The organism is Methylococcus capsulatus, from assembly GCF_036864975.1.
GTDB lineage: Bacteria > Pseudomonadota > Gammaproteobacteria > Methylococcales > Methylococcaceae > Methylococcus.
Map to the genome: position 1 here is coordinate 2,140,966 of NZ_CP104311.1, position 25,843 is coordinate 2,166,808.

Sequence of the window (25,843 nt, forward strand, 5' to 3'; positions counted from 1 at the left end):
GATATCTGGAGTGCACGATGACCGACACCTCCTTCATGGTGTTTTCGGGTAATGCAAATCTCCCCCTTGCTGAAGGCGTTGTGCGTAAGCTCAACATGCGTCTGGGCATGGCGACGGTAGGGCGGTTCAGTGACGGCGAGATCGCGGTCGAGATCGAGGAGCACGTGCGCGGACGCGAGGTGTTCGTCATCCAGCCCACTTCGCAGCCCATCAACGAGAATCTCATGGAGCTTCTCGTCATGATCGACGCTTTGCGGAGATCGTCCGCATCGGTCATCACCGCGGTCATCCCGTATTTCGGCTATGCCCGGCAGGACCGTCGCATCCGTTCGGCTCGGGTGCCGATTACCGCCAAGCTGGTGGCCAAGATGATTTGTGCCGCCGGTGCCGACCGGGTTCTCACTGTCGACCTGCATGCCGATCAGATTCAGGGGTTTTTCGACGTCCCTGTGGATAATGTCTATGCCTCGCCGATCCTGCTCGGAGACGTCTGGCGACAGAAATATCCCGATCTCATTGTGGTCTCGCCCGATGTCGGTGGCGTGGTCCGGGCCCGGGCTTTGGCCAAGCGGCTCGACGACGCCGACCTTGCCATCATTGACAAGCGCCGTCCGCGCGCGAACGAGGCGAAGGTCATGAACATCATCGGCGATGTCCGGGGGCGGACCTGCGTCATGGTCGATGACCTCGTGGACACCGCGGGCACCTTGTGCAAGGCTGCCGGTGCCCTGAAGGAACATGGCGCCGAAAGGGTGGTGGCGTACTGTACCCATCCGGTACTTTCCGGTCCGGCCGTCGACAACATCGAGGCATCGATGCTGGACGAACTGGTGGTGACCGACACGATTCCCCTGCAGGAGCGTGCGCGGGCCTGTAATAGAATCCGGCAATTGACCATTGCCGAAATGCTGGCGGAAACGATCCGCCGGATCGCCATGGGGGAATCGGTCAGTTCACTGTACGTGGATTGATCGCGGTCCTCGTTTTTCAATATCTGCTAAGAGTATTTTGGAGAAAGAGATGGTAGGCAGTTTCGTATTCGAAGCCGAATTGCGCGATCAATTGGGCAAAGGCGCGTCCCGTCGCCTGCGCCATGCGGGTAAGGTTCCCGCGGTGCTTTACGGAGGCGGCGGTGAGCCGGTGTCGCTGTTGCTGGATCATCACAAGGTCGTCAAAAACCTGGAAAACGAGGCCACTTACTCGCATGTGCTGACGATCCGTTTCAATGGTCGAGAAGAAAGCGCCATTTTGAAAGCCGTGCAGCGCCATCCGGCCAAAGCGATCGTGATGCACCTGGATTTTCAGCGTGTCAGCGCGGTGGAGAAGATCCGCGTTCATGTGCCGCTTCACTTCATCAACCAGGAGTCTTCGGTAGGGGTCAAGAAAGGTGGCGTGGTTTCCCATAGTATGGTGGATGTGGAAGTCGACTGCTTCCCCCAGGATCTGCCCGAGTATATCGAGGTCGATCTCGCGCAGGTAGACATCGGGGATATCGTGCATTTGTCGGATTTGAAGCTTCCCTCAGGCGTCGAAATCCACGCGCTTGGGCAAGGTGCCGGCCATGACCTTCCGGTCGCGTCCGTGCATGCGCCGCGTACTGCAGAAGGTGGTGAAAGCGCAGCCGATTGACCGGTCGGGGCATATGGTCAGGCTGATCGTCGGTCTCGGCAACCCGGGACCTGCCTACGACAGAACCCGGCACAATGCCGGGTTCTGGTTCATCGATAGGCTGGCAGCCGCGCACGGCTGCGCATTGCGGGAAGAGTCCCGCTTTCATGGTCGAGTCGGAACGATCAAGTTGACCGAGCCCGTCCATCTTCTGGCCCCATCGACATTCATGAACCGGAGCGGGCTCGCGGTGGCGGCAATGGCCAAGTTTTACAAGCTCGCACCCGAGCAGATCCTGGTGGTTCACGACGAACTCGACTTCGGGCCGGGAATCGTTCGCATCAAACGGGATGGTGGTCATGGCGGGCACAACGGTCTCCGTGACATCATGGCGCACCTGGGAAGCGGCGGATTTCTGCGGCTGCGGATCGGGATCGGCCGGCCGGCCGGCTCCATGGCGGTGGCGGATTACGTGCTGGCCGCGCCGTCCGTCAGCGACCGCCAAGCCATTTCCGGAGCGATCGACAAAGCCCTGGATTGTCTGCCCGAATTGCTGGCCGGTCATATTGAACAGACGATGAACCGCCTCCACGTTTGAGGGGGTCTCGTCGAGCAGAAAAGGCGTATTTGCTTGACATGAACATTAGACTCTGAAAGAATGTACGCTTTCTGCTTTGGAGGGGTTCCCGAGCGGTCAAAGGGATCAGACTGTAAATCTGACGGCTCAGCCTTCGAAGGTTCGAATCCTTCCCCCTCCACCATTTGGATTTTGTGGTATGCGGGTGTAGTTCAATGGTAGAACCTCAGCCTTCCAAGCTGATGGTGTGGGTTCGATTCCCATCACCCGCTCCAGTGTTGTGATAGCGTGCTGAAGATCGAATTGCCCATATAGCTCAGTCGGTAGAGCACTTCCTTGGTAAGGAAGAGGTCACCGGTTCAAGTCCGGTTATGGGCTCCATCATATATCTGTAAACCGTTATTTGATTGATAAGTAGCCGAATCAGGGGTGTTGGCGGATGTCCAAAGAGAAATTTACGCGCACGAAACCGCATGTGAATGTGGGAACGATAGGTCACGTGGATCATGGGAAGACGACGCTGACGGCGGCCCTGACCAAGTGCATGGCGGCGAAGTTCGGAGGGGAATTCAAAGCCTACGACCAGATTGACGCGGCGCCGGAAGAGCGTGCGCGCGGGATCACCATTGCCACCGCCCACGTGGAATACGAATCGGCCAAGCGTCACTACGCCCACGTCGACTGTCCCGGACACGCCGACTACGTCAAGAACATGATCACCGGCGCGGCCCAAATGGACGGTGCCATCCTGGTGGTGTCCGCGGCTGACGGGCCGATGCCGCAGACCCGCGAGCACATCCTGCTGGCGCGTCAGGTGGGGGTGCCGTATATCGTCGTGTTCCTGAACAAGGCCGACATGGTGGACGACCCGGAGCTGCTCGAGCTGGTTGAGATGGAAGTGCGCGAACTGCTCTCCAAGTACGACTTCCCGGGCGACGACATTCCGATCATCAAAGGGTCGGCGCTGAAGGCGCTGGAAGGCGACACCAGCGAAATCGGCGTTCCGGCGGTCGAAGCGCTGGTGCAGGCGTTGGACGACTACATTCCCGAGCCCGAGCGGGCGATCGACCGGCCGTTCCTCATGCCGATCGAAGACGTGTTCTCGATATCCGGGCGCGGCACGGTGGTGACTGGACGCGTCGAGCGCGGCATCATCAAAGTGGGCGAAGAAATCGAAATCGTCGGCATCCGGCCGACGACCAAGACCACCTGCACCGGCGTGGAAATGTTTCGGAAGCTGCTGGATCAAGGGCAGGCCGGCGACAACATCGGCGTGCTGCTGCGCGGCACCAAGCGGGAAGACGTCGAGCGCGGGCAGGTACTGGCCAAGCCCGGCAGCATCACCCCGCACACGCACTTCGAAGCGGAGATCTACGTTCTGTCCAAGGAAGAAGGCGGTCGTCACACACCGTTCTTCAACGGCTACCGGCCGCAGTTTTATTTCCGGACCACCGACGTCACCGGTGCGGTGACGCTGCCGGAAGGGGTCGAGATGGTCATGCCGGGTGACAACGTCAAGATCGAAGTGAAACTGATCGCGCCGATTGCGATGGACGAAGGCTTGCGGTTTGCCGTGCGCGAAGGCGGTCGTACCGTCGGCGCCGGCGTTGTCTCCAAGATCATCGAATAAGGGGCGGGCATGCCTTGTAGGCTGCCCACTCCCGGAAATCTAGGTCAGTAGCTCAATTGGTAGAGCAGCGGTCTCCAAAACCGCAGGTTGGGGGTTCGAGCCCCTCCTGGCCTGCCACTACATGATGCGGGCGCCTGTCTAAGGGGCGCCCTCTGTTGTTTTCATAACGATCCGGCGCATGTCTACTCAAACTACTTCGGAGTCCGGTGCTTCCGGTCTGGATACCGTCAAGCTCGTTCTTGCGCTGGTATTTCTAGTCGCAGGCATCGTCGCATACTATTATTTCGTCGATTATTCCATCGTCTATCGTACGCTGGGAGTCGTCGGATCGGGCATTGCCGCGGCCGCTTTGATTTCGGCGACGGCCAAGGGGCGCGCGCTGCTCGAGTTTTTCCGCGAGTCGCGCATCGAGGTCCGAAAAGTGGTTTGGCCGACGAGGCAGGAGGCGGCTCAGGCTACTTTGATGGTGGTCGCGCTGGTGTTTTTCGTCGGAATTTTTCTCTGGCTGCTCGATATGCTCCTGTTTTGGGCAATCACCTCGATCACCGGATAGCAAGGGGGCGATCGTGGCGCTACGCTGGTACGTGATCCAGGCATACTCTAATTTTGAAAACCGCGTCAAGCGCTCTCTGGAGGAGCGGATAGCCCGGGCCGGGCTGGAGCGTTATTTCGGCAAGATCCTGGTGCCAACCGAAGAGGTGCTAGAGATGCGGCAGGGCCAGCAGCGCAAAGGCGAGCGGAAATTCTTTCCGGGGTATGTCCTGGTCCAGATGGAGTTGAACGACGATACCTGGCATCTGGTGCGCGACGTTCCGCGCGTACTGGGTTTCGTCGGGGGGACGCCAGACCATCCCGCGCCGATCAGTGATGCAGAAGCGGAAGCGATCTTGGCCCGCGTGGAGGAAGGGGTCAAGAAACCCAAGCACAAGGTGCTTTACGAGGTCGGCGAAGTTGTCCGCGTCATCGACGGCCCGTTCAAGGACTTCAATGGTGTCGTCGAGGAAGTCAATTACGAAAAGAGCAAGCTCAGAGTGTCCGTCCTGATTTTTGGACGATCCACGCCTGTAGAGCTCGAATTCGGGCAGGTCGAAAAAGGCTAAGCCAGGCATTTTTTGATAGACGGGGCCGTGGCAGGCGCTGCGAGCCCTTTTTATTTTCGGGGAGCCGTGACAGGCGTTCGTACCCATAGGAGTCAAGAATGGCAAAGAAAATAACCGGTTACATCAAGCTTCAAGTCAAGGCCGGCGAGGCCAATCCGAGCCCGCCGGTCGGTCCAGCACTCGGCCAGCGCGGCGTCAACATCATGGAATTCTGCAAGGCATTCAATGCCCAGACCCAGAACGTCGAGAAGGGCTTGCCGCTTCCAGTGGTCATCACGGTGTATGCGGACCGCAGTTTTACTTTCATCACCAAGACACCACCGGCTTCTGTGCTGCTGAAGAAGGCGCTCGGGTTGAAGTCCGGAAGTTCCAAACCGAACACCGATAAGGTCGGGACGGTCACAAGGGCCCAGTTGGAAGAAATCGCCAAGATGAAGATGCCGGATTTGACGGCGGCGGACATGGACGCAGCCCTACGCACGATTGCCGGCAGCGCGGCCAGCATGGGTTTGATTGTGGAGGGGGTGTGATGGCTCGTTTGACCAAGCGGCTCAAGTCGATCAAGGACAAGGTTCAGTCTGGCAAAGTGTATCCGATCGATGAGGCGTTCGAGGTGCTGAAATCGGTCAGTTCCGTCAAGTTCGTCGAGTCGGTGGACGTTGCCGTGAATCTCGGCGTGGATCCGCGTAAATCCGATCAGGCTGTCCGCGGTGCGACCGTACTCCCCCATGGAACCGGTAAATCGGTTCGGGTGGCGGTTTTCGCTCAGGGTGCGAATGCCGAGGCCGCCTTGGCAGCAGGGGCGGATATCGTCGGCATGGACGATCTGGGCGCCCAGGTGAAGGCTGGCGAGCTCAATTTCGACGTCGTCATCGCGGCGCCGGATGCCATGCGCGTCGTCGGCCAGTTGGGCCAGATCCTCGGTCCGCGCGGCCTGATGCCCAACCCCAAGACCGGTACCGTCACTCCGGACGTTGCTACGGCGGTCAAGAATGCGAAGGCCGGTCAGGTCCGCTACCGTACCGACAAGAAGGGCATCATTCATTGCACGATCGGCAAGATCAGCTTCGAGCCATCGGCGCTGAAGGAAAACCTGGAGGCTTTGCTGGCGGATCTGAAGAAACTCAAGCCGAGCTCTTCGAAGGGCGTGTATGTTAAGAAGATCACCGTATCTTCGACCATGGGGCCGGGCTTGACAGTTGACCAGAACACGCTGGCCGCATAATCCAGCAACAAATTATCTGACTTTGGGTTGCCGGGTTTCCGGTGATCGTCAAAGACCGCAGGCGTGCCTTGAGCACTTAATCTGTCCAGCCTGCGCAGACGGTGACTGAAGCCGAGTTTCGGCGAAAGGAGCCGTTATGAGAGCCCCCGGCTTCGGTCGGGGTGGCATGGCTCTGAATGGTTTCCCAAAACTATTCAGTTTTTCTGGAGGTAACGAGTGGCACTGAGACTCGATGACAAGAAAGCGGTCGTCGCCGAGGTTGCAGCCGTTGCCGCCCGAGCGCACTCTGCAGTTGCGGCGGAATACCGGGGGCTGAGCGTCTCCGCTCTGACGCAACTCCGCAAGCAGGCGCGTGAATCCGGGGTTTACCTGCGTGTCGTCAAGAATACCTTGGCGCGCAAGGCCGTCGAAGGCACGAGTTTCGAGTGCATGCAGGACGGCCTGGTTGGACCCTTGATTCTCGCGTTCTCCCTTGAGGATCCGGGCTCCGCGGCCCGCATAGTCAGCGCGTTCGCCAAGACCAACGACAAGCTCGTCGTGAAGTTGGTGGCGGTCGGCGGCAAACAATATGGTCCTTCCGAGCTCGAGCGTTTGGCTTCACTGCCGAACCGCGAGCAGGCGATCAGCATGCTGATGGGCACGATGAAGGCGCCGATCGAAAAGTTCGTCCGTACCCTGGCGGAGCCGCACGCGAAGCTCGTGCGTACCGTGGCGGCGGTTCGGGATCAGAAGCAGGCCGCGTAACCCGTAGGTCCGGCAGAAAGAAATTTCGGAGAAATGACAATGGCAGTTTCCAAAGAAGATATCCTTGAGACTATTTCCAACATGACCGTCATGGAGATCGTGGATCTCATTTCGGCCATGGAAGAGAAGTTCGGTGTGTCTGCGGCGGCGGCAGTCGCCGTGGCGCCGGTTGCGGCGGGCGCCGCGGCACCCGCGGTCGAAGAAAAGACCGAGTTTGACGTCGTCATGACCAGCTTCGGTGCCAACAAGGTCAACGTGATCAAGGCGATTCGCGAGATCACCGGCCTGGGGCTGAAGGAAGCAAAAGACTTGGTCGAGGGTGTCCCCTCCACCGTCAAGGAAGGCATTTCCAAGGCCGAGGCAGAGGAGATCAAGAAGAAGCTGGAAGAAGCCGGCGCGGCCGTTGACGTCAAGTAACGAAACGTTGCGCACCCGCTCCTTTTAGGAAAGAGCTTCGATTCAGGCTGGCAGCGTTGCGCTGCCGGCCTTTCGGCGTTTGCGGATTGTTACGGAATCGGTTACCTTGTGGACTCCGAACATCCGTCCATGCCGTCCTCCGTATCACACGTGGCAATCCGATAACGAGCCAAGGCATATCCCCGATACTGCCGGCGCAGCCTCCCGGAGGCTTCAGGCTCACGATATTTCAAGCAAACCAAACTCAGGTCAGGAACCAACATGGCTTACTCGTTTACCGAGAAAAAACGAATTCGCAAGAGTTTCGGAAAGCGCCAGGACGTGCTGGAGGTCCCCTATCTTCTGGCGACACAGGTTGACTCGTACCGGCGGTTTTTGCAACTCGACAAGCAGCCCGCCGCCAGGAGCGACGAAGGCTTGCACGCGGCGTTGAAGTCGGTTTTCCCGATCAAGAGCCATTCCGGCAACATCGTGCTCGAATATGTGAGCTATCGCTTGGGTGATCCGGTGTTCGACGTCAAGGAATGCCAGCAGCGTGGAACCACCTATGCAGCCCCGCTCCGCGTGCTCGTCCGTCTGGTTGTCTATGACAAGGATGCGCCGGTGAGTGCCAAGGTCGTCAAGGACATCAAGGAGCAGGAGATCTACATGGGCGAAATTCCGCTCATGACCGATAACGGTACTTTCGTCATCAACGGCACGGAGCGGGTGATCGTTTCCCAGCTGCACCGGTCGCCCGGCGTGTTTTTCGACCATGACCGGGGTAAGACCCATTCTTCCGGAAAGCTGCTGTTCAATGCCAGAATCATTCCCTACCGCGGCTCCTGGCTGGATTTCGAGTTCGACCACAAGGACTGCGTTTACGTCCGTATCGACCGGCGTCGCAAGCTGCCTGCCACGGTGCTGCTGCGTGCCCTGGGTTATGACAACGAACAGATCATTGCTGAGTTTTTCGATACCAACCGTTTCCTGCTCACGCCCAGCGGCATACAGTTGGAATTGATTCCCGAGCGGCTGCGCGGCGATATCGCCAGCTTCGATATCCGGCTTGGCGATCAGATCGTGGTCGAGAAGGATCACCGGATCACAGCGCGTCACATCCGGATGCTGCAAAAAGAGAATGTGACTCTTCTCGATGTTCCCAAGGACTACCTGTATGGCAAGGTGCTTGCGCACAATGTCGTGGATACCTCGACGGGTGAGCTCATTGCCAAGGTGAATCAGGAGATTACAGAGGACGTCTATGCGCGCCTCGTCGCCGCAGGCATCCCTGAGATCCGTACCCTCTACGTGAACGATCTCGACCGCGGCCCATACATTTCCAACACCATGCGCATCGACCTGACCGAGACTCAGCTCGATGCCCTGGTGGAAATCTACCGCATGATGCGCCCGGGCGAACCGCCGACCAAGGAAGCCGCTCAGACTCTGTTCGAGAATCTGTTTTTCTCGGCCGAACGCTACGATCTGTCCGCCGTCGGTCGGATGAAATTCAACCGGCGCTTGGGACGGACCGATCCGACCGGCCCTGGTGTGCTGGAAAACGATGACATCATCGCGGTGCTGAAGGAGCTGATCAACATCCGCAACGGCGGGGGTACCGTCGATGATATCGACCACCTGGGCAACCGCCGCGTCCGGTCCGTGGGTGAGATGGTGGAGAACCAGTTCCGGCTCGGTCTGGTCCGGGTCGAACGGGCGGTGAAGGAGCGTCTGTCGCTACCCGATGCCGACGGCCTGATGCCACAGGAAATCATCAACGCCAAGCCGGTGGCAGCTTCCATCAAAGAGTTCTTCGGTTCGAGCCAGCTCTCGCAGTTCATGGATCAGAACAATCCGCTGTCGGAGGTCACTCACAAGCGCCGCGTGTCGGCTCTGGGACCGGGGGGGCTGGCGCGTGAGCGCGCTGGCTTCGAGGTGCGTGACGTGCATACCACGCACTACGGCCGGGTCTGTCCGATCGAAACGCCCGAAGGTCCGAATATCGGCCTGATCAACTCGCTCGCCGTCTATGCGCGTACCAACGAATACGGTTTTCTGGAGACTCCCTACCGAAAGGTGATCGACGGCCGCGTGACCGACGAGATCGAGTATTTATCGGCCATTGAGGAGGGCCAGTACTACATCGCCCAGGCCAGCGCCTCGGTCGACGAAAACGGTATGCTCAAGGATGAACTGGTTTCGTGCCGCCACAAGGATGAATTCACCTTGGCGTCGCGGGAAAACATCAACTACATGGACGTGTCGTCGAAACAGATCGTGTCGGTCGCGGCTTCGTTGATCCCCTTCCTCGAACACGATGACGCCAACCGCGCCTTGATGGGCTCGAACATGCAGCGGCAGGCCGTTCCGACGCTGCGTACGGAAAAGCCTTTGGTCGGCACCGGCATGGAACGTATCGTCGCCCGCGATTCCGGCGTGGCGGTCGTTGCCAAGCGGGGTGGAACGGTCGAATTCGTGGACGCCAGCCGCATCGTGGTCCGGGTGAACGACGAGGAGACCGAGGCGGGTGTACCGGGCGTGGACATCTACAACCTGACCAAATACACCCGTTCCAACCAGAACACCTGCATCAACCAGAAGCCTTTGGTGAAGCCGGGAGACGTGGTGGCCCGCAACGACGTGCTGGCGGATGGTCCCTCGACCGACATGGGCGAACTGGCGCTGGGCCAGAATCTGCTGGTCGCATTCATGCCCTGGAACGGCTACAACTTCGAAGACTCGATTCTGATTTCGGAGCGAGTGGTGCAGGACGACCGTTTCACCACGATCCATATCGAGGAAAAGACCTGCGTCGCGCGCGACACCAAGCTGGGGCCCGAGGAAATCACTGCCGACATTCCGAACGTCGGGGAGGCCGCGCTGGCCAAGCTGGACGAGTCGGGTATCGTCTACATCGGCGCCGAGGTCAAGGCTGGCGACATCCTGGTGGGTAAGGTGACGCCCAAGGGCGAAACCCAGCTCACGCCCGAAGAAAAACTGCTGCGGGCGATCTTCGGTGAGAAGGCATCGGACGTGAAGGACACGTCGCTGCGCGTACCGTCCGGCATGGACGGCACGGTCATTGACGTGCAGGTCTTCACCCGCGACGGTGTGAAAAAGGATGAGCGCGCCCGCCAGATCGAGGAAGCCGAGATCGAAAGGGTTCGCAAGGACCTGAACGATCAGCTCCGTATCATCGAGAAGGACTTCTACCAGCGTGCCGAACAGATGGTTCTGGGCAAGGTCGCCGACATGGGACCGGCCGGTTTGAAGCGCGGCGCCACCATCACCCGGGAATACCTGGATTCGATCAAGCCTGCCCAGTGGCTGGAAATCCGGCTGCAGGACGAAGACATCAATCTTCAGATCGAAGCGATTGCCGAGCAGATTGCTCAGCAGCGCGAGGAGATCGCCAAGCGGCTCGAGGAGAAGCGCCGCAAGATCACCATGGGCGACGATCTCGCTCCAGGCGTGCTCAAGATGGTGAAGGTGTACCTGGCGGTCAAGCGTCGCATTCAGCCGGGTGACAAGATGGCCGGCCGCCACGGGAACAAAGGTGTGATTTCCCGCATCGTACCGGTGGAAGACATGCCGTATTCGGCTGACGGTACGCCTGTTGACATCGTGCTGAATCCGCTGGGCGTGCCTTCGCGCATGAACGTAGGCCAGGTGCTCGAGACCCATCTCGGCTGGGCGGCCAAGGGTGTGGGCCTGAAGATCGGGCGGATGCTGGAGGCCAAGGCCAAGATCGAAGAGATCAGGTCTTTTCTCACCCAGGTGTACAACGTGAGTGGCCGTCAGGAGGACATCGCCAGTCTGAGCGATGCCGAGGTGCTGGAGCTCGCTGGTAATCTGCAGGACGGTGTGCCGATGGCAACCCCCGTGTTCGACGGAGCCACCGAGGAAGACATCAAGGCCATGCTGCGGCTGGCCGATCTTCCCGAAAGCGGTCAGGCGACTTTGTTCGACGGGCGCACCGGCGAGGTGTTCGACCGTCCGGTGACCGTCGGTTACATGTACATGCTTAAACTCAATCATCTGGTCGACGACAAGATGCACGCGCGTTCCACCGGTCCGTACAGTCTGGTGACCCAGCAGCCGCTGGGTGGCAAGGCACAGTTCGGTGGACAGCGTTTCGGCGAAATGGAAGTGTGGGCACTGGAAGCCTACGGTGCCGCCTATACCCTGCAGGAGATGCTGACGGTGAAATCTGACGACGTGAATGGCAGGACCAAGATGTACAAGAACATCGTCGACGGTGATCACCGCATGGAGGCCGCCATGCCCGAGTCGTTCAACGTCTTGATCAAAGAGATCCGTTCGCTCGGAATCAACATCGAGCTCGAGCAGGACTGATCGCCGCTCCGCGCAGCAGGCAGCCGTTCGCGGCTGCCTTCCGAATTGATGACTGGGAGATTTACGTGAAAGATTTGATCAATTTTCTGAAGCGCCAGACGCAAAGCGAAGAGTTCGATGCGATCCGCATCAGCCTGGCATCGCCCGACATGATCCGTTCCTGGTCCTACGGCGAGGTGAAAAAGCCCGAGACCATCAACTACCGGACTTTCAAACCGGAGCGTGACGGTCTGTTCTGCGCCAAGATCTTCGGACCGGTGAGCGACTACGAATGCTTGTGCGGCAAGTATAAACGCCTCAAGCACCGGGGCGTGATCTGCGAAAAATGCGGCGTGGAAGTCACCCTTTCCAAGGTGCGGCGTGAACGCATGGGGCACATCGAGCTGGCCAGTCCCGTTGCCCATATCTGGTTCCTCAAGTCACTGCCGTCGCGTATTGCGCTGCTGCTCGACATGCAGTTGCGCGAAATCGAACGGGTACTCTATTTCGAATCCTATGTCGTGATCGATCCGGGCATGACGCCGCTCAGCCGGGGACAGCTGCTCGGCGAAGAGGAATATCAGAAGCTGGTCGAACAATACGACGATGAGTTCACCGCCAAGATGGGTGCCGAAGCCATCCGCGAACTGCTGCGCACCATGGATCTCCACGCCGAGGTCGCGCAGTTGCGGGAGGAAATCAACGGCACCAACTCCGAGACCAAGATCAAGAAGTACACCAAGCGGTTGAAGGCGATCGAATCGATGCTGGCCTCCAACAACCGGCCGGAGTGGATGATCCTCACCGTGCTGCCGGTGCTGCCGCCGGACCTGCGTCCGCTGGTGCCGCTGGACGGCGGCCGCTTCGCCACCAGCGATCTCAACGACTTGTACCGCCGCGTCATCAACCGTAACAACCGTCTCAAACGGCTGCTCGATCTCAACGCGCCCGACATCATCGTGCGCAACGAGAAGCGCATGCTGCAGGAATCGGTCGATGCGTTGCTGGACAACGGCCGCCGCGGCCGCGCGATCACCGGTTCGAACAAGCGACCGCTGAAGTCTTTGGCCGACATGATCAAGGGCAAGCAAGGGCGTTTCCGCCAGAACCTCCTGGGCAAGCGCGTGGACTACTCCGGCCGCTCCGTGATTGTGGTGGGCCCGACCTTGCGCCTGCACCAGTGCGGCCTTCCCAAGAAGATGGCGCTGGAGCTGTTCAAGCCATTCATCTTCAGCAAGTTGCAGTTCCGCGGCCTCGCCACCACCATCAAGGCGGCCAAGAAAATGGTGGAGCGGGAGGCGCCCGAGGTCTGGGACATCCTGGACGAAGTGATCCGCGAACATCCGGTCATGCTCAACCGTGCGCCGACTCTGCACCGGCTCGGTATCCAGGCGTTCGAACCGACTCTGATCGAAGGCAAGGCGATCCAGCTGCACCCCCTGGTGTGCACCGCATTCAACGCTGACTTCGACGGCGACCAGATGGCCGTGCACGTGCCGCTTTCGCTGGAGGCGCAGCTCGAAGCCCGTTCCTTGATGATGGCGACCAACAACATCCTGTCGCCGGCCAACGGGGAACCCATCATCAATCCGACCCAGGACGTCGTCATGGGTCTATATTACATGAGTCGGGAGCGATCTTTCGCTAAAGGCGAGGGCATGATTTTTGCGAGCGTTGACGAGGCCGAGCGGGCGTTCCTCAATGGTGCCGTCGACTTGCATGCCAAGGTGACGGTCCGTTTGCGGGAAGTCGTGCTGGGCGAGGGTGGGGAGCGCACCGAGACGACGAAGCGGGTCCAGACCACCGTGGGGCGCGCGCTGATCTGGAACATCGTTCCGGAAGGCATACCGTTCGAGATGGTCAACGTCGACATGACCAAGAAGGCCATTTCCCGCCTGATCAACCACGCCTATCGTACCCTGGGCATCAAGGCCAGCGTCATTTTCGCCGATCAACTGATGTATCTCGGCTTTTCCCACGCGACGAGGGCGGGTGTGTCGTTCGGCGTCGAAGACATGGAGATTCCCGCCCGCAAGAACGAGATCATCCAGGCCGCGGAACGCGAGGTGAAGGAAATCCAGAACCAGTTCGCCTCGGGTCTCGTGACCGACGGCGAACGCTATAACAAAGTCGTCGACATCTGGTCGCATGCCAACGACCAGGTGGCCAAAGTGATGATGGAGGGACTCGGCGTCGACGAGGTCGTCGGCGAAAACGGCGAGATCATCACGCAGAAGTCATTCAACTCGATCTTCATGATGGCCGATTCCGGTGCCCGTGGTTCGGCGGCGCAGATCCGCCAGCTGGCCGGCATGCGTGGCCTGATGGCCAAGCCGGACGGGTCGATCATCGAGACGCCGATCACTGCGAATTTCCGGGAAGGCTTGACGGTATTGCAGTACTTCATTTCGACCCACGGCGCGCGGAAGGGTCTCGCCGACACCGCGCTCAAGACGGCCAACTCCGGATACTTGACCCGCCGCCTGGTAGACGTCGCTCAGGATCTGGTAATTACCGAAGATGACTGTGGGACGACGGATGGCCTGCAAATGGCTCCCTTGATCGAAGGCGGAGACGTGGTCGAGCCGCTGGCGGAGCGGGTGCTGGGGCGGGTGCTGGCCGAGCATGCGATCGATCCCGCAAGCGGAGAAGCGCTGCTCGAAGCCGGTTCGATGTTGGACGAACGGGCCGTGCAGCTGCTTGAGCAACACGGTGTCGACAACGTCCGAGTACGTTCCGTCATCACCTGTAAGACCCGTTACGGGGTCTGCGCATCCTGTTACGGGCGTGACCTCGGGCGGGGGCACAAGGTCAACATTGGTGAAGCGATCGGGGTGATCGCGGCGCAGTCGATCGGCGAGCCGGGCACGCAGCTCACCATGCGTACCTTCCACATCGGCGGCGCGGCCTCGCGGTCGGCGGCGATCAGCAACGTTGAGGTGAAGTCGAGCGGTCAGATCCGGCTGACCAACCTCAAGACCGTGGTCAACCGGGACAATGCACTGGTCGCGGTTTCGCGTTCCGGCGAAATCAGCGTGATCGACGAACACGGCCGCGAGCGCGAGCGCTACAAGATTCCCTATGGAGCGGTCCTGTCGGTGCGGGAAGGTGGCGCCGTCAAGGCCGGCCAGATCGTGGTGAACTGGGATCCGCATACCCATCCGGTCATCTCTGAAGTCCGAGGCCGCGCCAAGCTCATCGATTTCGTCGAGGGCGTGACCGTGCGTGAACAGTCCGACGAAATGACCGGCTTGAGCTCGATGGTGGTCATCGATCCCAAGCAGCGTGGCGGCGCGGGCAAGGAGTTGCGGCCGCTGGTCAAGCTGGTGGACGAGGAGGGCAACGACATCTTCATCCCTTCGACCGAAATCACCGCGCAGTACTTCCTGCCGGCCGGAGCGATCATCGGCATCCGTGACGGCGACCTGGTCGAAGTCGGTGACGTGCTCGCGAGAATTCCTCAGGAGTCCAGCAAGACGCGCGACATCACCGGTGGTCTGCCGCGTGTCGCGGATCTGTTCGAAGCGCGCAAGACCAAGGATCCCGCCATCCTGGCCGAGGCGACCGGCACGGTTTCGTTCGGCAAGGAAACCAAGGGCAAGCGCCGCCTCATCATCACCGATGCGAGTGGCGAGCAGCACGAGGTGATGGTGCCGAAATGGCGCAATATCACGGTATTCGAGGGCGAGCACGTGGAACAGGGCGAAACCATCGCCGAGGGTGAGCTGACGCCGCACGACATCCTGCGCCTGCGCGGCACCGCCGAGCTGGCTTCATACCTGGTCAAGGAAATCCAGGACGTTTATCGGCTGCAGGGCGTGAAGATCAACGACAAGCACATCGAGGTGATCATCCGCCAGATGCTGCGCAAAGTGGAAATCACCGACCCCGGCGATTCCAGCTTCCTGCGGGGTGAGCAGGTGGACCGGTCACGGCTCTTGGAAGAGAACGACCGTCTGGAGGCGGAGGGGAAGGTACCTGCGTGTTATGAACCAGTGCTGCTGGGCATCACCAAGGCATCCTTGAGCACCGAGTCGTTCATTTCTGCGGCATCGTTCCAGGAAACCACGCGCGTGCTGACGGAGGCGGCGATCCGGGGATCCACCGACCGTTTGCAGGGCCTGAAGGAGAACGTCATCGTGGGACGTCTGATCCCCGCGGGAACCGGTCTGGCCTACCATGCAGAGCGTAAAGAAAGGGCGAAGCTCGGTGAAGTGACGGAGGCCGAAACCCAGACCATTGATACGGCAGAGGTGGAAGAGGCGCTGAAACAAGCGTTCAGCCTCTGACCGAATCGGCTGAGGCCGGGAGGAAGCAGACGCATCCTCCCGGTTGCCGCGGTTGTCAAATTCCCGGAAACCGGTACCATACGCCGACTTGCCGGGGCGCGTGTCTGGCGCGTGGCCGGGAGTTGCCCGGCGTTCGGATCGATTAGTCACTGGGGAGTATTCAGCATCATGAAATACCATATTCTGTGGAAGGTTGCGGTCGCCGGACTAGCCGGAATGGTCGGCAGCGGGGCGGTATCGGCGGAGGGAGACCGCATGTCGGGAAAGGAAAAGTTCTACACCTGTGCCGGGTGTCATGGCATCGAAGGTTACTCCAATACCTATCCCACCTATCAGGTGCCCAAGCTGGCAGGGCAGCACGAGGATTACGTGGTGTCCTCGCTCAAGGCCTACGCCTCGGGAGCGCGGCAGCACGGAAGCATGGAAGGCAATGCGGTTTCGCTTTCCGACAAAGACCTGCGGGACATCGCCGCTTATGTCGCAGGTTTTCGGGCCATCAACGTCAAGAACGCCGTGACCGGCAACGTAGCCAACGGCAAGAAGAAGGCGGAAACCAGCGGCTGCGGTGGCTGCCACGGGGAGGACGGCAACGGCGAGAGTCCCAACCCTCGCCTCGCCGGTCAGTATGAAAGCTACCTGATGAAAGCACTCGAAGATTACAAGAGCGGCAATCGCAAGAATGCCATCATGAACGGTCTGGCCGGTGCGCTTTCCAAAGAAGACATTCACGACCTGGCCGCTTACTACTCGAGCCAGGCTCGCGGGCTGTCGGTCGTTCAGGACGACTGACCGGTACTTCCGCCAACTCGGACGACGGCTCACTGGGGAAACCGGTGGGCCGTTTTTCGTCGATTGCCTGGGAGGCAGAACATACCATTTAAGACTTCGAATCCGCTTTGTGTTACTGGATCGGGTATGGGTCATGAAACTTCATCGTACTGGGATCGCCTTCTTGTTGGGACTGGTCAGTGCCGTTGCCCATGCCGGCGACGCGCCGAAACCGAAAGACAAGGTCGTCATGGGCTGGTTGGAGTCGGTGTTTCTGCTGCCGTGGAATCTCCGCCTGACGGCCAAGCTGGATACCGGTGCAAAGACTTCAGCGCTGCACTCGAACAATATCCACCGATTCAACCGGGACGGACGGGAATGGGTCCGATTCACCCTGGAAAGCGAGGATGACGATAAAACCGTTGTCGTCGAAAGGCCCCTGGAGCGTACCGTTTACATCAAGGAGCGCCACAAAGGGGCATCGAAGCGCGAGGTGGTCACCTTGACATTATGTAAGAACGGGCGGGAATACGAGACCGAATTCACCCTGGTGGATCGCAGCAATTTCAACTATCCCCTGTTGCTCGGCCGCAGTTTTCTGAGTGATGTCGCAGTGGTCGATGCGGGAGAAACGTTCATTTTCAAGGCGGAAGGCGACCCTTGCAACCAGCGGGGCAAGGGGGGCGTCACTCCAGCCCCTTCGCCCACGAATGGAAGCCGCTGAGGGCAGATGACGGAGTTCCATCCGGCATGAGCAAGCTTCACGTTCGCCTACTCGCCGCTGTGTTGACCGCGGTGGGTTTGGGGCTGTGTTATTACAAAGTGAAGATCTTGGGACTGCCGCTGCTGCCGACCGAACAGGCCGAAGTATGGACGGTTGAGGCGCGTATCGAGTTCAAGGCCCGGCGGGATACCGCCGTCAAGGTTCAGTTCGCCATTCCGCGAGCGCCACGAGGTTACACCGTCCTCGACGAAAACTTCGTCGCCAGCGACTACGGTTTGACGACCGATGACAATGGCCTGCGCAGGCAGGCGCGCTGGGCCATACGCGAAACTCACGGCTGGCAGGTCCTTTATTACCGCATCCACCTCGCCAAGGATCCGGCTGCCGAGGCCGCATCCCCGCCGGCAGGAGTGGACGTGCCGGTTGAGCCGCAGAGGCTGCCTGAACCGTTACAGGCGGCCGCCCGCGGTCTCCTCAATGAGGTCCGAAGCAAATCGGCAGACGACGTGACGTTCGCCCAGGCCCTGCTGCAGCGTCTCAACGCCGCTGATGCCGACAGCAATGTGAGTCTCTTGCGCCAGGACATCACCGGTCCGGACGATTGGGCGCGCCGGATCGTAGCCATCCTGCGCGAGGCCGATGTGTCCGCCCGCCCGCTGTACTTGGCGACCTTGAAGGATAACGCCAGCCGCGGGTCGCTGACTCCCTGGATCGAGGTGTTTGACGGCGAGTCCTGGGTGGACTTGAATCCTTCGACTGGCGAGACTGGGCTGCCGGGGGATGCGATCGTGTGGACGGTCGGCAGCGAGCCCCTGCTCGAGATTACGGGAGGGAAGAACGGCCGGGTCGAATACTCGGTACGCCGGCATTCGCAGGAAATGACTCAGATCGCCGAGCAGCGCGCGCGGAAGATGGGGTCCAGGGTGATGGAATTTTCATTGTTCAGTCTGCCGGTCAAGACTCAGAATGTCTATCGAGTGTTGCTATTGGTGCCGATCGGTGCGTTCCTCATCGTATTCTTGCGCAACGTCGTGGGGTTACAGACTTTCGGAACCTTCATGCCGATCCTGATTGCGGCGGCTTTCCGGGAAACCCAGTTGCTTTGGGGGGTCGCGATGTTCTGCCTCCTGGTCGCCCTGGGGCTATTGCTGCGGTTCTACCTGGAATCGTTGAAACTCCTTCTGGTTCCAAGGCTTGCCGCGGTCCTCATCATCGTGATCCTGCTCATGGCAACAGTGAGCGTCATGACCTACAAGCTCGGCCTGGACCGCGGGGTATCCGTCGCTTTGTTTCCGATGGTGATCATGGCGATGACCATCGAGCGGATGTCCATGGTCTGGGAGGAGTTCGGGCCGGTCGAGGCGCTGAAACAAGGGCTTGGCAGCCTGGCCGTTGCGATCCTCGGCTATCTGAGTATGAGCAGCGATTATCTGGGACACCTCGTTTTCGTTTTTCCGGAACTGCTGCTGGTGGTCCTGGCGCTCACCCTGCTCCTGGGGCGTTATACGGGGTATCGTTTGTTGGAACTGTGGCGTTTCCGCGGAGCGCTCAAGGGATGAAATCGGGGGGCTGGAAAGACCGGATGTTTCCTTGGCGGCGTCTTCGCAGGCTCGGCATCCTGGGGATGAACGAGCGGAACGCCGACTTTGTGCTGCCTTACAATCCCCGCCCCCTCTACCAGCTCGTCGACGACAAACGCCGGACCAAAGCGCTCGCGCTCGAGCTTGGCATTCCGGTGCCCAGGCTTTATGCGGTGGTGGAAATCGAACACCAGATTGAAGATCTCCCCCGGTTGCTCGCTCCCTATGGCGAATTCGTCGTCAAACCTGCGCACGGCAGCGGGGGAGAAGGCATCCTGGTGGTCGAATCACGCAGCGACGGCCGTTATCGCAGAACCAGCGGTCTGATTCTGACCGAGGAGGATCTGGGCCATCACATTTCGAACATTCTCAGCGGCATGTATAGCTTGGGAGGCATTCCAGACTGCGCACTCATCGAATACCGGGTCAATTTCGATCCGCTCTTCACCGATGTGAGCTATCTCGGTGTCCCTGACATCAGGATCGTCGTGTTTCGCGGCGTGCCGGTGATGGCAATGATACGTGCCCCGACCCGCCTTTCTGACGGAAAAGCCAATCTGCATCAAGGTGCGGTCGGCGTGGGAGTCGATATGATCACGGGGCGGACCTACAATGGTATCTGGCGCGAACGGCGGATCGAAGAGCATCCCGACACGGGCGGCGAGCTCGCGGGCATATGCGTGCCCCACTGGGACGACATCCTGACCATGGCGGCCCGCTGCAACGACATGGTCGGCATGGGGTACATCGGGGTGGACATCGTGCTGGATCGCGACCTCGGGCCTTTGATGCTGGAGCTGAACGCGCGGCCCGGTCTCAGTATCCAGCTCGCAACCCGGACGGGACTCTTGCCGCGGCTACGCTATCTGGAGGGGTTGCGTGAAATCCCGCAGGAGGTGCCGGAGCGTGTGGCATTGGCGAAAACCGTCGCCAACCGCTTTTAGCGCGTTGATGTGGCGGAGGAGGCAGTAAGTGGATTTCGCGATGAAATACCCTTGTAATGTTTTCCGGTTAAAAAAGATTTTCGGTTCAGTCTCTGCTTCTTTCCGGATGTGGCCTGTTTGCGCCCGCCCGTATACTTACCGGATTCGGCGGGCGGTGGCGTGATGCCAGAATTTTTTTGAAGGTAGGCATGGTGTTCGCCCCGGCTCGAATCCCATAGAGCATGGCGGGGGTTCCAGGTCACGTTCTTATTGATTTCCGATGTTCCGCTGCGTCCCTAATTTGCCAGGCGGTCCGATGTTTGTGGCCAGAAGTTATCGATGACCAAATCAACACTGTTTTTCGTCCTTGTGCTGTTGTGCCTCGGTGCCCACCGTTTAGGCCACCGTCGCTCCTTGCAGGTCGCCTCGGGCAGAATCCGCAACCTCCATTCCCTTCCCGGGTACTACGGATTTTTTGTTGCGCTGTGGTGTGGAGTGCCCGCTTTGATACTACTGGTCTGCTGGCTGATGTTCGAGGGGCCGGTCATCGACTACCTCGTCATTTGGAGCCTGCCGGACGAGTTCCGTAACCAGCCTCCCGAGCAACTGGGCCTCATCATCAACGATATCCGCAACGTCGCGGGCGGAAAAGAAACGTCCGCTACCAATCCGGCGATACATGTGGCCGCCAGCGAATACCTCCGCCTGCGCTCTTTGAGTGACGCTTTGTTGGCTGCGGTCGCGTTGTCCGTCGCCGTGGTCGGCGGCGTGGTCGCAGGGCAGCGCATCCAGCCGGAGTTGCGGGCGCGGAACAAGGTGGAAGGGGCGTTGATGCTTTTTTTGATCGCCTGCTCGCTGGTGGCGATCTTCACCACCGTCGGCATCGTGCTTTCCGTGTTGTTCGAGTCGATACGGTTTTTCCGATTGGTTCCGATCACCGAGTTCCTGTTCGGGACCGACTGGAGTCCCCAGATGGCGATCCGTGCAGACCAGGTCGGTTCTTCCGGCGCATTCGGCGCGGTGCCGCTGTTCACCGGCACATTGCTGATTTCGGCGATCGCCATGGCGGTTGCCGTTCCCATCGGCTTGTTGTCGGCCATCTATCTGGCGGAATATGCCACTCCGCGGGTCCGCGCGATCGGCAAGCCTTTGCTCGAAATTCTGGCGGGCGTACCCACCGTGGTCTATGGCTTCTTCGCCGCTCTGACGGTCGCGCCTTTCGTCCGGGATGTGGCGCAGTCCCTTGGGCTCGAGGCATCTTCGGAGAGCGCTCTGGCCGCAGGGCTGGTCATGGGAGTCATGATCATTCCGTTCGTGTCATCGCTTTCCGACGATTTCATCAATGCGGTGCCGCAGTCGCTCCGCGATGGCGCTTATGCCCTCGGCGCCACCCAATCGGAAACGATCCGCAATGTCGTCGTCCCGGCAGCCCTGCCCGGCATCATCGGCGGAATCCTCCTCGCGGTCTCCAGGGCAATCGGTGAAACCATGATCGTCGTCATGGCGGCAGGGCTCGCAGCGAATCTGACCGGCAATCCCCTGCAGGCGGTCACCACCGTCACCACCCAGATCGTCACCCTGCTGGTGGGCGACCAGGAATTCGACAGTCCGAAGACGCTGGCGGCTTTCGCCCTCGGCCTGGTGCTGTTCCTGGCGACGCTCTCTCTCAACATCATTGCCATGCACATCGTCCGGAAATATCGGGAACAATATGAATAGCGAAGCCACGCACGTTCTTTCACGGCGCACCGCTGACGTTGTCAAAGCCTCCCTCCGGCGGCGGCATGCCGCCGAAAGGCGTTTTCGCCTCTATGGCCTCGTCTCCATCGGTGCAGGCATTCTGATGCTGGTCATCCTGCTCGTCAGTATTTTCGGCCAGGGTTACCGGGCGTTCTCGCAGACCTACGTGGCTCTTGACATCAGTTTCGACCCGGCGGTGATCGATCCCGACGGCAGGCGTTCGCAGGAAGCGCTTGCTTCGGCCGATTATGGCGCACTGCTGAAGCGGGCTCTGGGCGAGCTATTTCCGGAAGTCACCGATCGTCAGGACAAGCGCGCTTTGCATCGCATGATCAGCGCGGGCGCTCCCTATGCGGTCCGTGACGAGTTACTCGCCCACCCCGAACTTATGGGCGGCTCGGCCCGGATCTGGGTGGCAGCCGGAGCGGAGGTGGACATGCTGGAAAAGGGTTATATCGACCGCAACGCTGACGAAGCCGGACGGCGTATGAAGGACCGGGAGCTGGCATGGGTCGACCGACTTAAGGCCGAAGGTCGTCTGAAGCGGCAATTCAACGTGAAGTTCTTCACGGCCGGTGATTCGCGCGATCCGGAGCAGGCCGGCATAGGAGGGGCCTTGATGGGCTCGTTCTACACCGTCCTGGTCACCCTGGTGCTGTCTCTCCCCATCGGCGTGGCGGCGGCCATCTACCTCGAAGAGTTCGCACCGCGCAATCACTGGGTCGATTTCATCGAGGTCAACATCAACAACCTCGCGGCAGTGCCGTCGATCGTTTTCGGCCTGCTCGGCTTGGCAGTGTTCATCAATTTTTTCGGTGTGCCGCGTTCCTCACCGCTGATCGGCGGGCTGGTGCTTACGCTCATGACCTTGCCCGTCATCATCATTGCGGCCCGGTCGGCCCTGAAGGCGGTACCGCCCTCGATACGGGAGGCCGCCATGGGGGTAGGGGCCTCGCCAATGCAGACCGTGTTCCACCACGTCGTACCCCTGGCCATGCCGGGAATGCTGACTGGCGCCATCATCGGCATGTCGCGTGCTTTGGGCGAGAGTGCGCCATTGCTGATGATCGGCATGGTGGCTTTCATCGTCGACATTCCGCACGGCATTTTCGATCCGGCGACCGTGTTGCCCGTCCAGATCTACCTGTGGGCGGACAGTCCGGAGCGGGGATTCGTCGAGCGTACTTCCGCGGCCATTCTCGTTCTGCTCGCATTCCTGATCCTCATGAACGGTACCGCGGTCTATCTGCGCAAACGCTTCGAGCGGCGCTGGTGATCCGCCCTCGGGGCCTGCCGGTTAAACTACGAAAAGCTTAAGGGAGCAGATGGATACAGTCGCAGAAAGTCAAACGGTTCAAAGCAGAGAGAGCGTGAAAATGAGAAGCCCGGAAAAGGAGGCTTTGATCGTCGCCCATCAGAGGGAGTTCACCCGGACGATCGGAGAAATCAGCTCCCCGAACCCCAGGATCATATGCCGGGACGTCAACGTCTATTACGGCGAAAAACATGCGATTCAGAACGTCAGCCTGGATATCGGTCACAACGAGGTCATCGCTCTTATCGGTCCTTCTGGATGCGGTAAGTCAACGTTTCTGCGTTGCCTCAACCGCATGAACGACACCATCGTGGGCTGCCGGGTGACCGGGTCGATCCATCTCGATGGGCAGGATATCTACGACGGCGGGCTGGATGTGGTGCCATTGCGGGCAAAGGTGGGCATGGTGTTCCAGAAGCCCAACCCGTTTCCGAAGAGCATCTATGAAAACGTCGCCTACGGTCCCAAGATCCACGGTCTGGCAAACACCAAGGCCGAGTTGGAGGAAATCGTGGAGTTGTCGCTGCGGCGGGCTGGCTTGTGGGACGAGGTGAAGGATGATCTGGCCATGCCTGGCACCAGTTTATCGGGCGGACAGCAGCAGCGCCTGTGCATTGCCCGGACCATCGCGGTCAGTCCCGAGGTGATCCTGATGGACGAGCCCTGCTCGGCGCTCGATCCAATCGCCACGGCCAAGATCGAACAGCTCATCGACGAATTGCGCGAGCTTTACACCATCGCCATCGTGACCCATTCCATGCAGCAGGCGGCCCGCGTCTCACAGCGTACGGCCTACTTCCATCTCGGCCGGCTGATCGAGGTCGGGGGCACTGCGCAGGTTTTCACCAACCCGCGCCACCCCCTCACGGAAGACTACATCACCGGTCGATTCGGCTAACTGCGGAGATTGCGCTCAATGAATCAGGTTACGGAAGGTCATAGTATCCGCCGCTACGACGGTGAGTTGCGGGAATTGCATTACAAGGTACTGGAAATGGGCACCTTGGTGCTGACCCAGGTCAAGGAGGCCGTGCGCTCTCTGAGAACGGCCGACGTGAGCGTGGCGGCAAAGGTCATAGAAGGGGATGACCGGGTCGATGACCTCGAAGTCGAAGCCGACACCGAGGTCGTTACGCTGTTCGCCCGCCGTTGTCCTAAGGGCAGCGATCTTCGCCTGGTGATGGCGCTGTCGAAAGCCATTACGGATCTGGAGCGCGTCGGTGATGAGGCGGTGAAGATCGCCTCCTGTGTGGAGAGGCTGTATGCCGATCCAGACGAGTATCCCAGCGAAGCGTCGCGCAACCAGGTCCTCCTGCTTGCCGATCTTGTGGTCAGGCGCTTCGAGAGCGCCTTGCGCATCGTCGATTCGTGGGAAGCAGAAGAAGCCCAACAGTTCATTGCAAGCCAACACGAAGTTTCCGAGAGGTTCCACCAGACCCTCGGCGATTTGATGGACAACGGTGGTTCCGACGCCGGTGGTGCCAATCGTGCGGTGAACCTGGTCCTGGTCCTCAAGGCCCTGGAGCGGGTCGCCTGCCACGCAGAGAATCTGGCGGAATACGTGATCTACCAGGCGATGGGCCTGGTGCTCCGGCATCATGCAGTCTGACCTTTTCCACGCCCTCACGATGTCCGGGCATGAACGGAATCCCCATTGGCTTCGCTCACGCTCGTCTGCGACTATCTCCGAACGCTTTGCCGAGCTAGAATAATAAGCTTTCCCGGCGTCTGCGCTAATGATGAGGCCCGGCCGCAGGGGCTTCGAGTTTTCGATCAGAGAGATTTGCGGCCATGCCCAGCAGGTACAACACCGACGATCTTCGCATCTGCGAGATCAAGGAAGTCATTCCGCCCGTCCAGGTTCATGAAGAATTCCCGATCACGGATTGTGCCGCCCTCACGACATTGACCGCCCGTCGTGCAATCCATGGAATCCTTTCCAACGAGGACGATCGCCTGTTAGTGGTGATCGGCCCTTGTTCGATCCATGACACCAAGGCAGCACTCGACTACGGTGAGCGGCTGCTGCCGTTGCGGCAGAAACTGGCGCAACATCTGGAAATCGTGATGCGGGTCTATTTCGAGAAGCCGCGGACGACCGTCGGCTGGAAGGGGCTGATCAACGATCCCGATCTGGACGAGAGTTTCAACATCAACAAAGGCTTGCGCCTTGCACGCAAACTGTTGCTCGATTTGAATGAGATGGGCGTTCCCGCGGCCACCGAGTACCTCGATCTCATCACTCCGCAGTATGTTTCCGACCTGATTGCCTGGGGTGCCATCGGCGCCCGTACTACCGAGAGCCAGTCGCACCGCGAGCTGGCTTCGGGGCTGTCGTGCCCGGTCGGTTTCAAGAATGCAACGGACGGCACGATCAAGGTCGCCGTCGACGCCATAGGCGCGGCGCGGCGGCCCCACCATTTCCTGTCGCTGACCAAGGCCGGCCATTCGGCGATCTTCTCCACGACCGGCAATGCCGATTGTCACATCATCCTCCGCGGCGGTTCCAGGCCCAATTACGATGCGGCGAGTGTCGAAGCGGCGGCCAGGGCGCTGGAAGCCGCCGATCTGCCGGCCACTATCATGGTCGATTGCAGCCATGCCAACAGCATGAAGGATTACCAGAAGCAGCTGCGGGTGGCTGAGGATGTGGCCGAACAGATCGCCGGCGGCGACCGCCGGATCATCGGTTTGATGGTGGAAAGTCACCTCAAGCCGGGCAACCAAAAGCTCCACAAGGGCACGGCGCCCGAATACGGTGTCAGCATCACCGATGCCTGCATTGGCTGGGACGACAGCGTGGCTGTGCTAGAGCGGCTCGCCGCCGCGGTGGAGAGCCGGCGTGGTCACACGGCGGGTATTCGGAGTGTGCAGGGGGCTTGAACG

Annotated in this window: 21 protein-coding genes and 4 tRNA genes; all 25 read left to right on the top strand. The window is 59.9% G+C overall.

Translation table 11 applies throughout. From position 1 onward, the window contains the following. The first annotated feature begins 17 nt into the window (after nt 1-17). The 25 genes from N4J17_RS10640 (at nt 18) to aroG (ending at nt 25,840) form a co-directional block, all read left to right on the top strand. Entirely contained in the window at nt 18-971 is a 954-nt protein-coding gene (locus N4J17_RS10640; protein ID WP_198323333.1) for a ribose-phosphate diphosphokinase, read from the top strand. A gap of 49 nt (nt 972-1,020) precedes the next feature. Further along, on the top strand, nt 1,021-1,629 hold the full coding sequence (locus N4J17_RS10645) for a 50S ribosomal protein L25/general stress protein Ctc (protein ID WP_198323338.1): 609 nt from the start codon (nt 1,021-1,023) through the stop codon (nt 1,627-1,629). A 13-nt stretch (nt 1,630-1,642) separates the two neighbouring features. Continuing rightward, a complete protein-coding gene (gene pth, locus N4J17_RS10650) occupies nt 1,643-2,206 on the top strand; it encodes an aminoacyl-tRNA hydrolase (protein ID WP_198323339.1) in 564 nt (187 codons plus the stop codon). A 78-nt stretch (nt 2,207-2,284) separates the two neighbouring features. After that, nucleotides 2,285-2,369, top strand: a tRNA-Tyr gene (locus tag N4J17_RS10655). Nucleotides 2,370-2,386: 17 nt separating this feature from the next. Beyond that, nucleotides 2,387-2,460 (top strand) — tRNA-Gly (locus tag N4J17_RS10660). A gap of 30 nt (nt 2,461-2,490) precedes the next feature. Continuing rightward, nucleotides 2,491-2,566, top strand: a tRNA-Thr gene (locus N4J17_RS10665). Between the two features lie 58 nt (nt 2,567-2,624). Then, nucleotides 2,625-3,815, top strand: coding sequence for an elongation factor Tu (gene tuf, locus N4J17_RS10670; protein ID WP_338457598.1), 1,191 nt, complete (start codon nt 2,625-2,627; stop codon nt 3,813-3,815). Nucleotides 3,816-3,856: 41 nt separating this feature from the next. Continuing rightward, nucleotides 3,857-3,932 (top strand) — tRNA-Trp (locus N4J17_RS10675). A gap of 61 nt (nt 3,933-3,993) precedes the next feature. Next, a complete protein-coding gene (secE, locus tag N4J17_RS10680) occupies nt 3,994-4,368 on the top strand; it encodes a preprotein translocase subunit SecE (protein ID WP_198323508.1) in 375 nt (124 codons plus the stop codon). A gap of 13 nt (nt 4,369-4,381) precedes the next feature. Then, a complete protein-coding gene (gene nusG / locus N4J17_RS10685; protein WP_198323509.1) occupies nt 4,382-4,915 on the top strand; it encodes a transcription termination/antitermination protein NusG in 534 nt (177 codons plus the stop codon). A 98-nt stretch (nt 4,916-5,013) separates the two neighbouring features. Next, complete coding sequence (rplK, locus tag N4J17_RS10690) at nt 5,014-5,445, top strand: 50S ribosomal protein L11 (protein ID WP_198323510.1); 432 nt, start codon at nt 5,014-5,016, stop codon at nt 5,443-5,445. Continuing rightward, complete coding sequence (gene rplA, locus N4J17_RS10695; RefSeq protein WP_198323511.1) at nt 5,445-6,140, top strand: 50S ribosomal protein L1; 696 nt, start codon at nt 5,445-5,447, stop codon at nt 6,138-6,140. The genes rplK and rplA overlap by 1 nt, the downstream gene beginning before the upstream one ends. Nucleotides 6,141-6,356: 216 nt before the next feature. Then, nucleotides 6,357-6,884, top strand: a complete 528-nt coding sequence (rplJ, locus tag N4J17_RS10700; protein WP_198323512.1) for a 50S ribosomal protein L10 — start codon at nt 6,357-6,359, stop codon at nt 6,882-6,884. Between the two features lie 39 nt (nt 6,885-6,923). Continuing rightward, on the top strand, nt 6,924-7,301 hold the full coding sequence (gene rplL / locus N4J17_RS10705; RefSeq protein WP_198323513.1) for a 50S ribosomal protein L7/L12: 378 nt from the start codon (nt 6,924-6,926) through the stop codon (nt 7,299-7,301). A gap of 261 nt (nt 7,302-7,562) precedes the next feature. Continuing rightward, nucleotides 7,563-11,639: a DNA-directed RNA polymerase subunit beta gene (gene rpoB / locus N4J17_RS10710; RefSeq protein WP_198323514.1), complete on the top strand. Its 4,077-nt coding sequence runs from the start codon at nt 7,563-7,565 to the stop codon at nt 11,637-11,639. A gap of 77 nt (nt 11,640-11,716) precedes the next feature. Then, entirely contained in the window at nt 11,717-15,907 is a 4,191-nt protein-coding gene (gene rpoC / locus N4J17_RS10715) for a DNA-directed RNA polymerase subunit beta' (protein ID WP_277458414.1), read from the top strand. Nucleotides 15,908-16,075: 168 nt separating this feature from the next. Then, nucleotides 16,076-16,696: a c-type cytochrome gene (locus tag N4J17_RS10720; protein WP_198323516.1), complete on the top strand. Its 621-nt coding sequence runs from the start codon at nt 16,076-16,078 to the stop codon at nt 16,694-16,696. 133 nt (nt 16,697-16,829) lie between these two features. Next, the gene (locus N4J17_RS10725) at nt 16,830-17,399 is read left to right on the top strand and encodes an ATP-dependent zinc protease family protein (protein ID WP_198323517.1); all 570 of its coding nucleotides are present in this window, start codon (nt 16,830-16,832) and stop codon (nt 17,397-17,399) included. A 26-nt stretch (nt 17,400-17,425) separates the two neighbouring features. Next, on the top strand, nt 17,426-18,958 hold the full coding sequence (locus N4J17_RS10730) for an inactive transglutaminase family protein (protein ID WP_198323518.1): 1,533 nt from the start codon (nt 17,426-17,428) through the stop codon (nt 18,956-18,958). After that, on the top strand, nt 18,955-19,923 hold the full coding sequence (locus N4J17_RS10735) for an alpha-L-glutamate ligase-like protein (RefSeq protein ID WP_198323519.1): 969 nt from the start codon (nt 18,955-18,957) through the stop codon (nt 19,921-19,923). The genes N4J17_RS10730 and N4J17_RS10735 overlap by 4 nt, the downstream gene beginning before the upstream one ends. Before the next feature lie 318 nt (nt 19,924-20,241). Next, a complete protein-coding gene (gene pstC, locus N4J17_RS10740; RefSeq protein ID WP_198323520.1) occupies nt 20,242-21,621 on the top strand; it encodes a phosphate ABC transporter permease subunit PstC in 1,380 nt (459 codons plus the stop codon). Beyond that, a complete protein-coding gene (gene pstA, locus N4J17_RS10745; protein ID WP_198323521.1) occupies nt 21,614-22,918 on the top strand; it encodes a phosphate ABC transporter permease PstA in 1,305 nt (434 codons plus the stop codon). Before pstC ends, pstA begins: the two co-directional genes overlap by 8 nt. A 100-nt stretch (nt 22,919-23,018) precedes the next feature. After that, nucleotides 23,019-23,855, top strand: coding sequence for a phosphate ABC transporter ATP-binding protein PstB (gene pstB, locus N4J17_RS10750; RefSeq protein WP_232470604.1), 837 nt, complete (start codon nt 23,019-23,021; stop codon nt 23,853-23,855). Nucleotides 23,856-23,873: 18 nt separating this feature from the next. After that, nucleotides 23,874-24,566, top strand: coding sequence for a phosphate signaling complex protein PhoU (phoU, locus tag N4J17_RS10755; RefSeq protein ID WP_198323522.1), 693 nt, complete (start codon nt 23,874-23,876; stop codon nt 24,564-24,566). Nucleotides 24,567-24,748: 182 nt separating this feature from the next. Further along, nucleotides 24,749-25,840: a 3-deoxy-7-phosphoheptulonate synthase AroG gene (gene aroG / locus N4J17_RS10760; protein ID WP_198323523.1), complete on the top strand. Its 1,092-nt coding sequence runs from the start codon at nt 24,749-24,751 to the stop codon at nt 25,838-25,840. Nucleotides 25,841-25,843 lie beyond the last annotated feature (3 nt).

Coding starts and splice junctions, on each gene's coding strand:
- N4J17_RS10640 (WP_198323333.1), top strand. CDS start 18: ATGACCGACACCTCCTTCATGGTGTTTTCGGGTAATGCAAATCTCCCC.
- N4J17_RS10645 (WP_198323338.1), top strand. CDS start 1,021: ATGGTAGGCAGTTTCGTATTCGAAGCCGAATTGCGCGATCAATTGGGC.
- pth (WP_198323339.1), top strand. CDS start 1,643: ATGGTCAGGCTGATCGTCGGTCTCGGCAACCCGGGACCTGCCTACGAC.
- tuf (WP_338457598.1), top strand. CDS start 2,625: ATGTCCAAAGAGAAATTTACGCGCACGAAACCGCATGTGAATGTGGGA.
- secE (WP_198323508.1), top strand. CDS start 3,994: ATGTCTACTCAAACTACTTCGGAGTCCGGTGCTTCCGGTCTGGATACC.
- rplK (WP_198323510.1), top strand. CDS start 5,014: ATGGCAAAGAAAATAACCGGTTACATCAAGCTTCAAGTCAAGGCCGGC.
- rplA (WP_198323511.1), top strand. CDS start 5,445: ATGGCTCGTTTGACCAAGCGGCTCAAGTCGATCAAGGACAAGGTTCAG.
- rplL (WP_198323513.1), top strand. CDS start 6,924: ATGGCAGTTTCCAAAGAAGATATCCTTGAGACTATTTCCAACATGACC.
- rpoB (WP_198323514.1), top strand. CDS start 7,563: ATGGCTTACTCGTTTACCGAGAAAAAACGAATTCGCAAGAGTTTCGGA.
- N4J17_RS10720 (WP_198323516.1), top strand. CDS start 16,076: ATGAAATACCATATTCTGTGGAAGGTTGCGGTCGCCGGACTAGCCGGA.
- N4J17_RS10725 (WP_198323517.1), top strand. CDS start 16,830: ATGAAACTTCATCGTACTGGGATCGCCTTCTTGTTGGGACTGGTCAGT.
- N4J17_RS10730 (WP_198323518.1), top strand. CDS start 17,426: ATGAGCAAGCTTCACGTTCGCCTACTCGCCGCTGTGTTGACCGCGGTG.
- N4J17_RS10735 (WP_198323519.1), top strand. CDS start 18,955: ATGAAATCGGGGGGCTGGAAAGACCGGATGTTTCCTTGGCGGCGTCTT.
- pstC (WP_198323520.1), top strand. CDS start 20,242: ATGACCAAATCAACACTGTTTTTCGTCCTTGTGCTGTTGTGCCTCGGT.
- pstA (WP_198323521.1), top strand. CDS start 21,614: ATGAATAGCGAAGCCACGCACGTTCTTTCACGGCGCACCGCTGACGTT.
- pstB (WP_232470604.1), top strand. CDS start 23,019: ATGAGAAGCCCGGAAAAGGAGGCTTTGATCGTCGCCCATCAGAGGGAG.
- phoU (WP_198323522.1), top strand. CDS start 23,874: ATGAATCAGGTTACGGAAGGTCATAGTATCCGCCGCTACGACGGTGAG.
- aroG (WP_198323523.1), top strand. CDS start 24,749: ATGCCCAGCAGGTACAACACCGACGATCTTCGCATCTGCGAGATCAAG.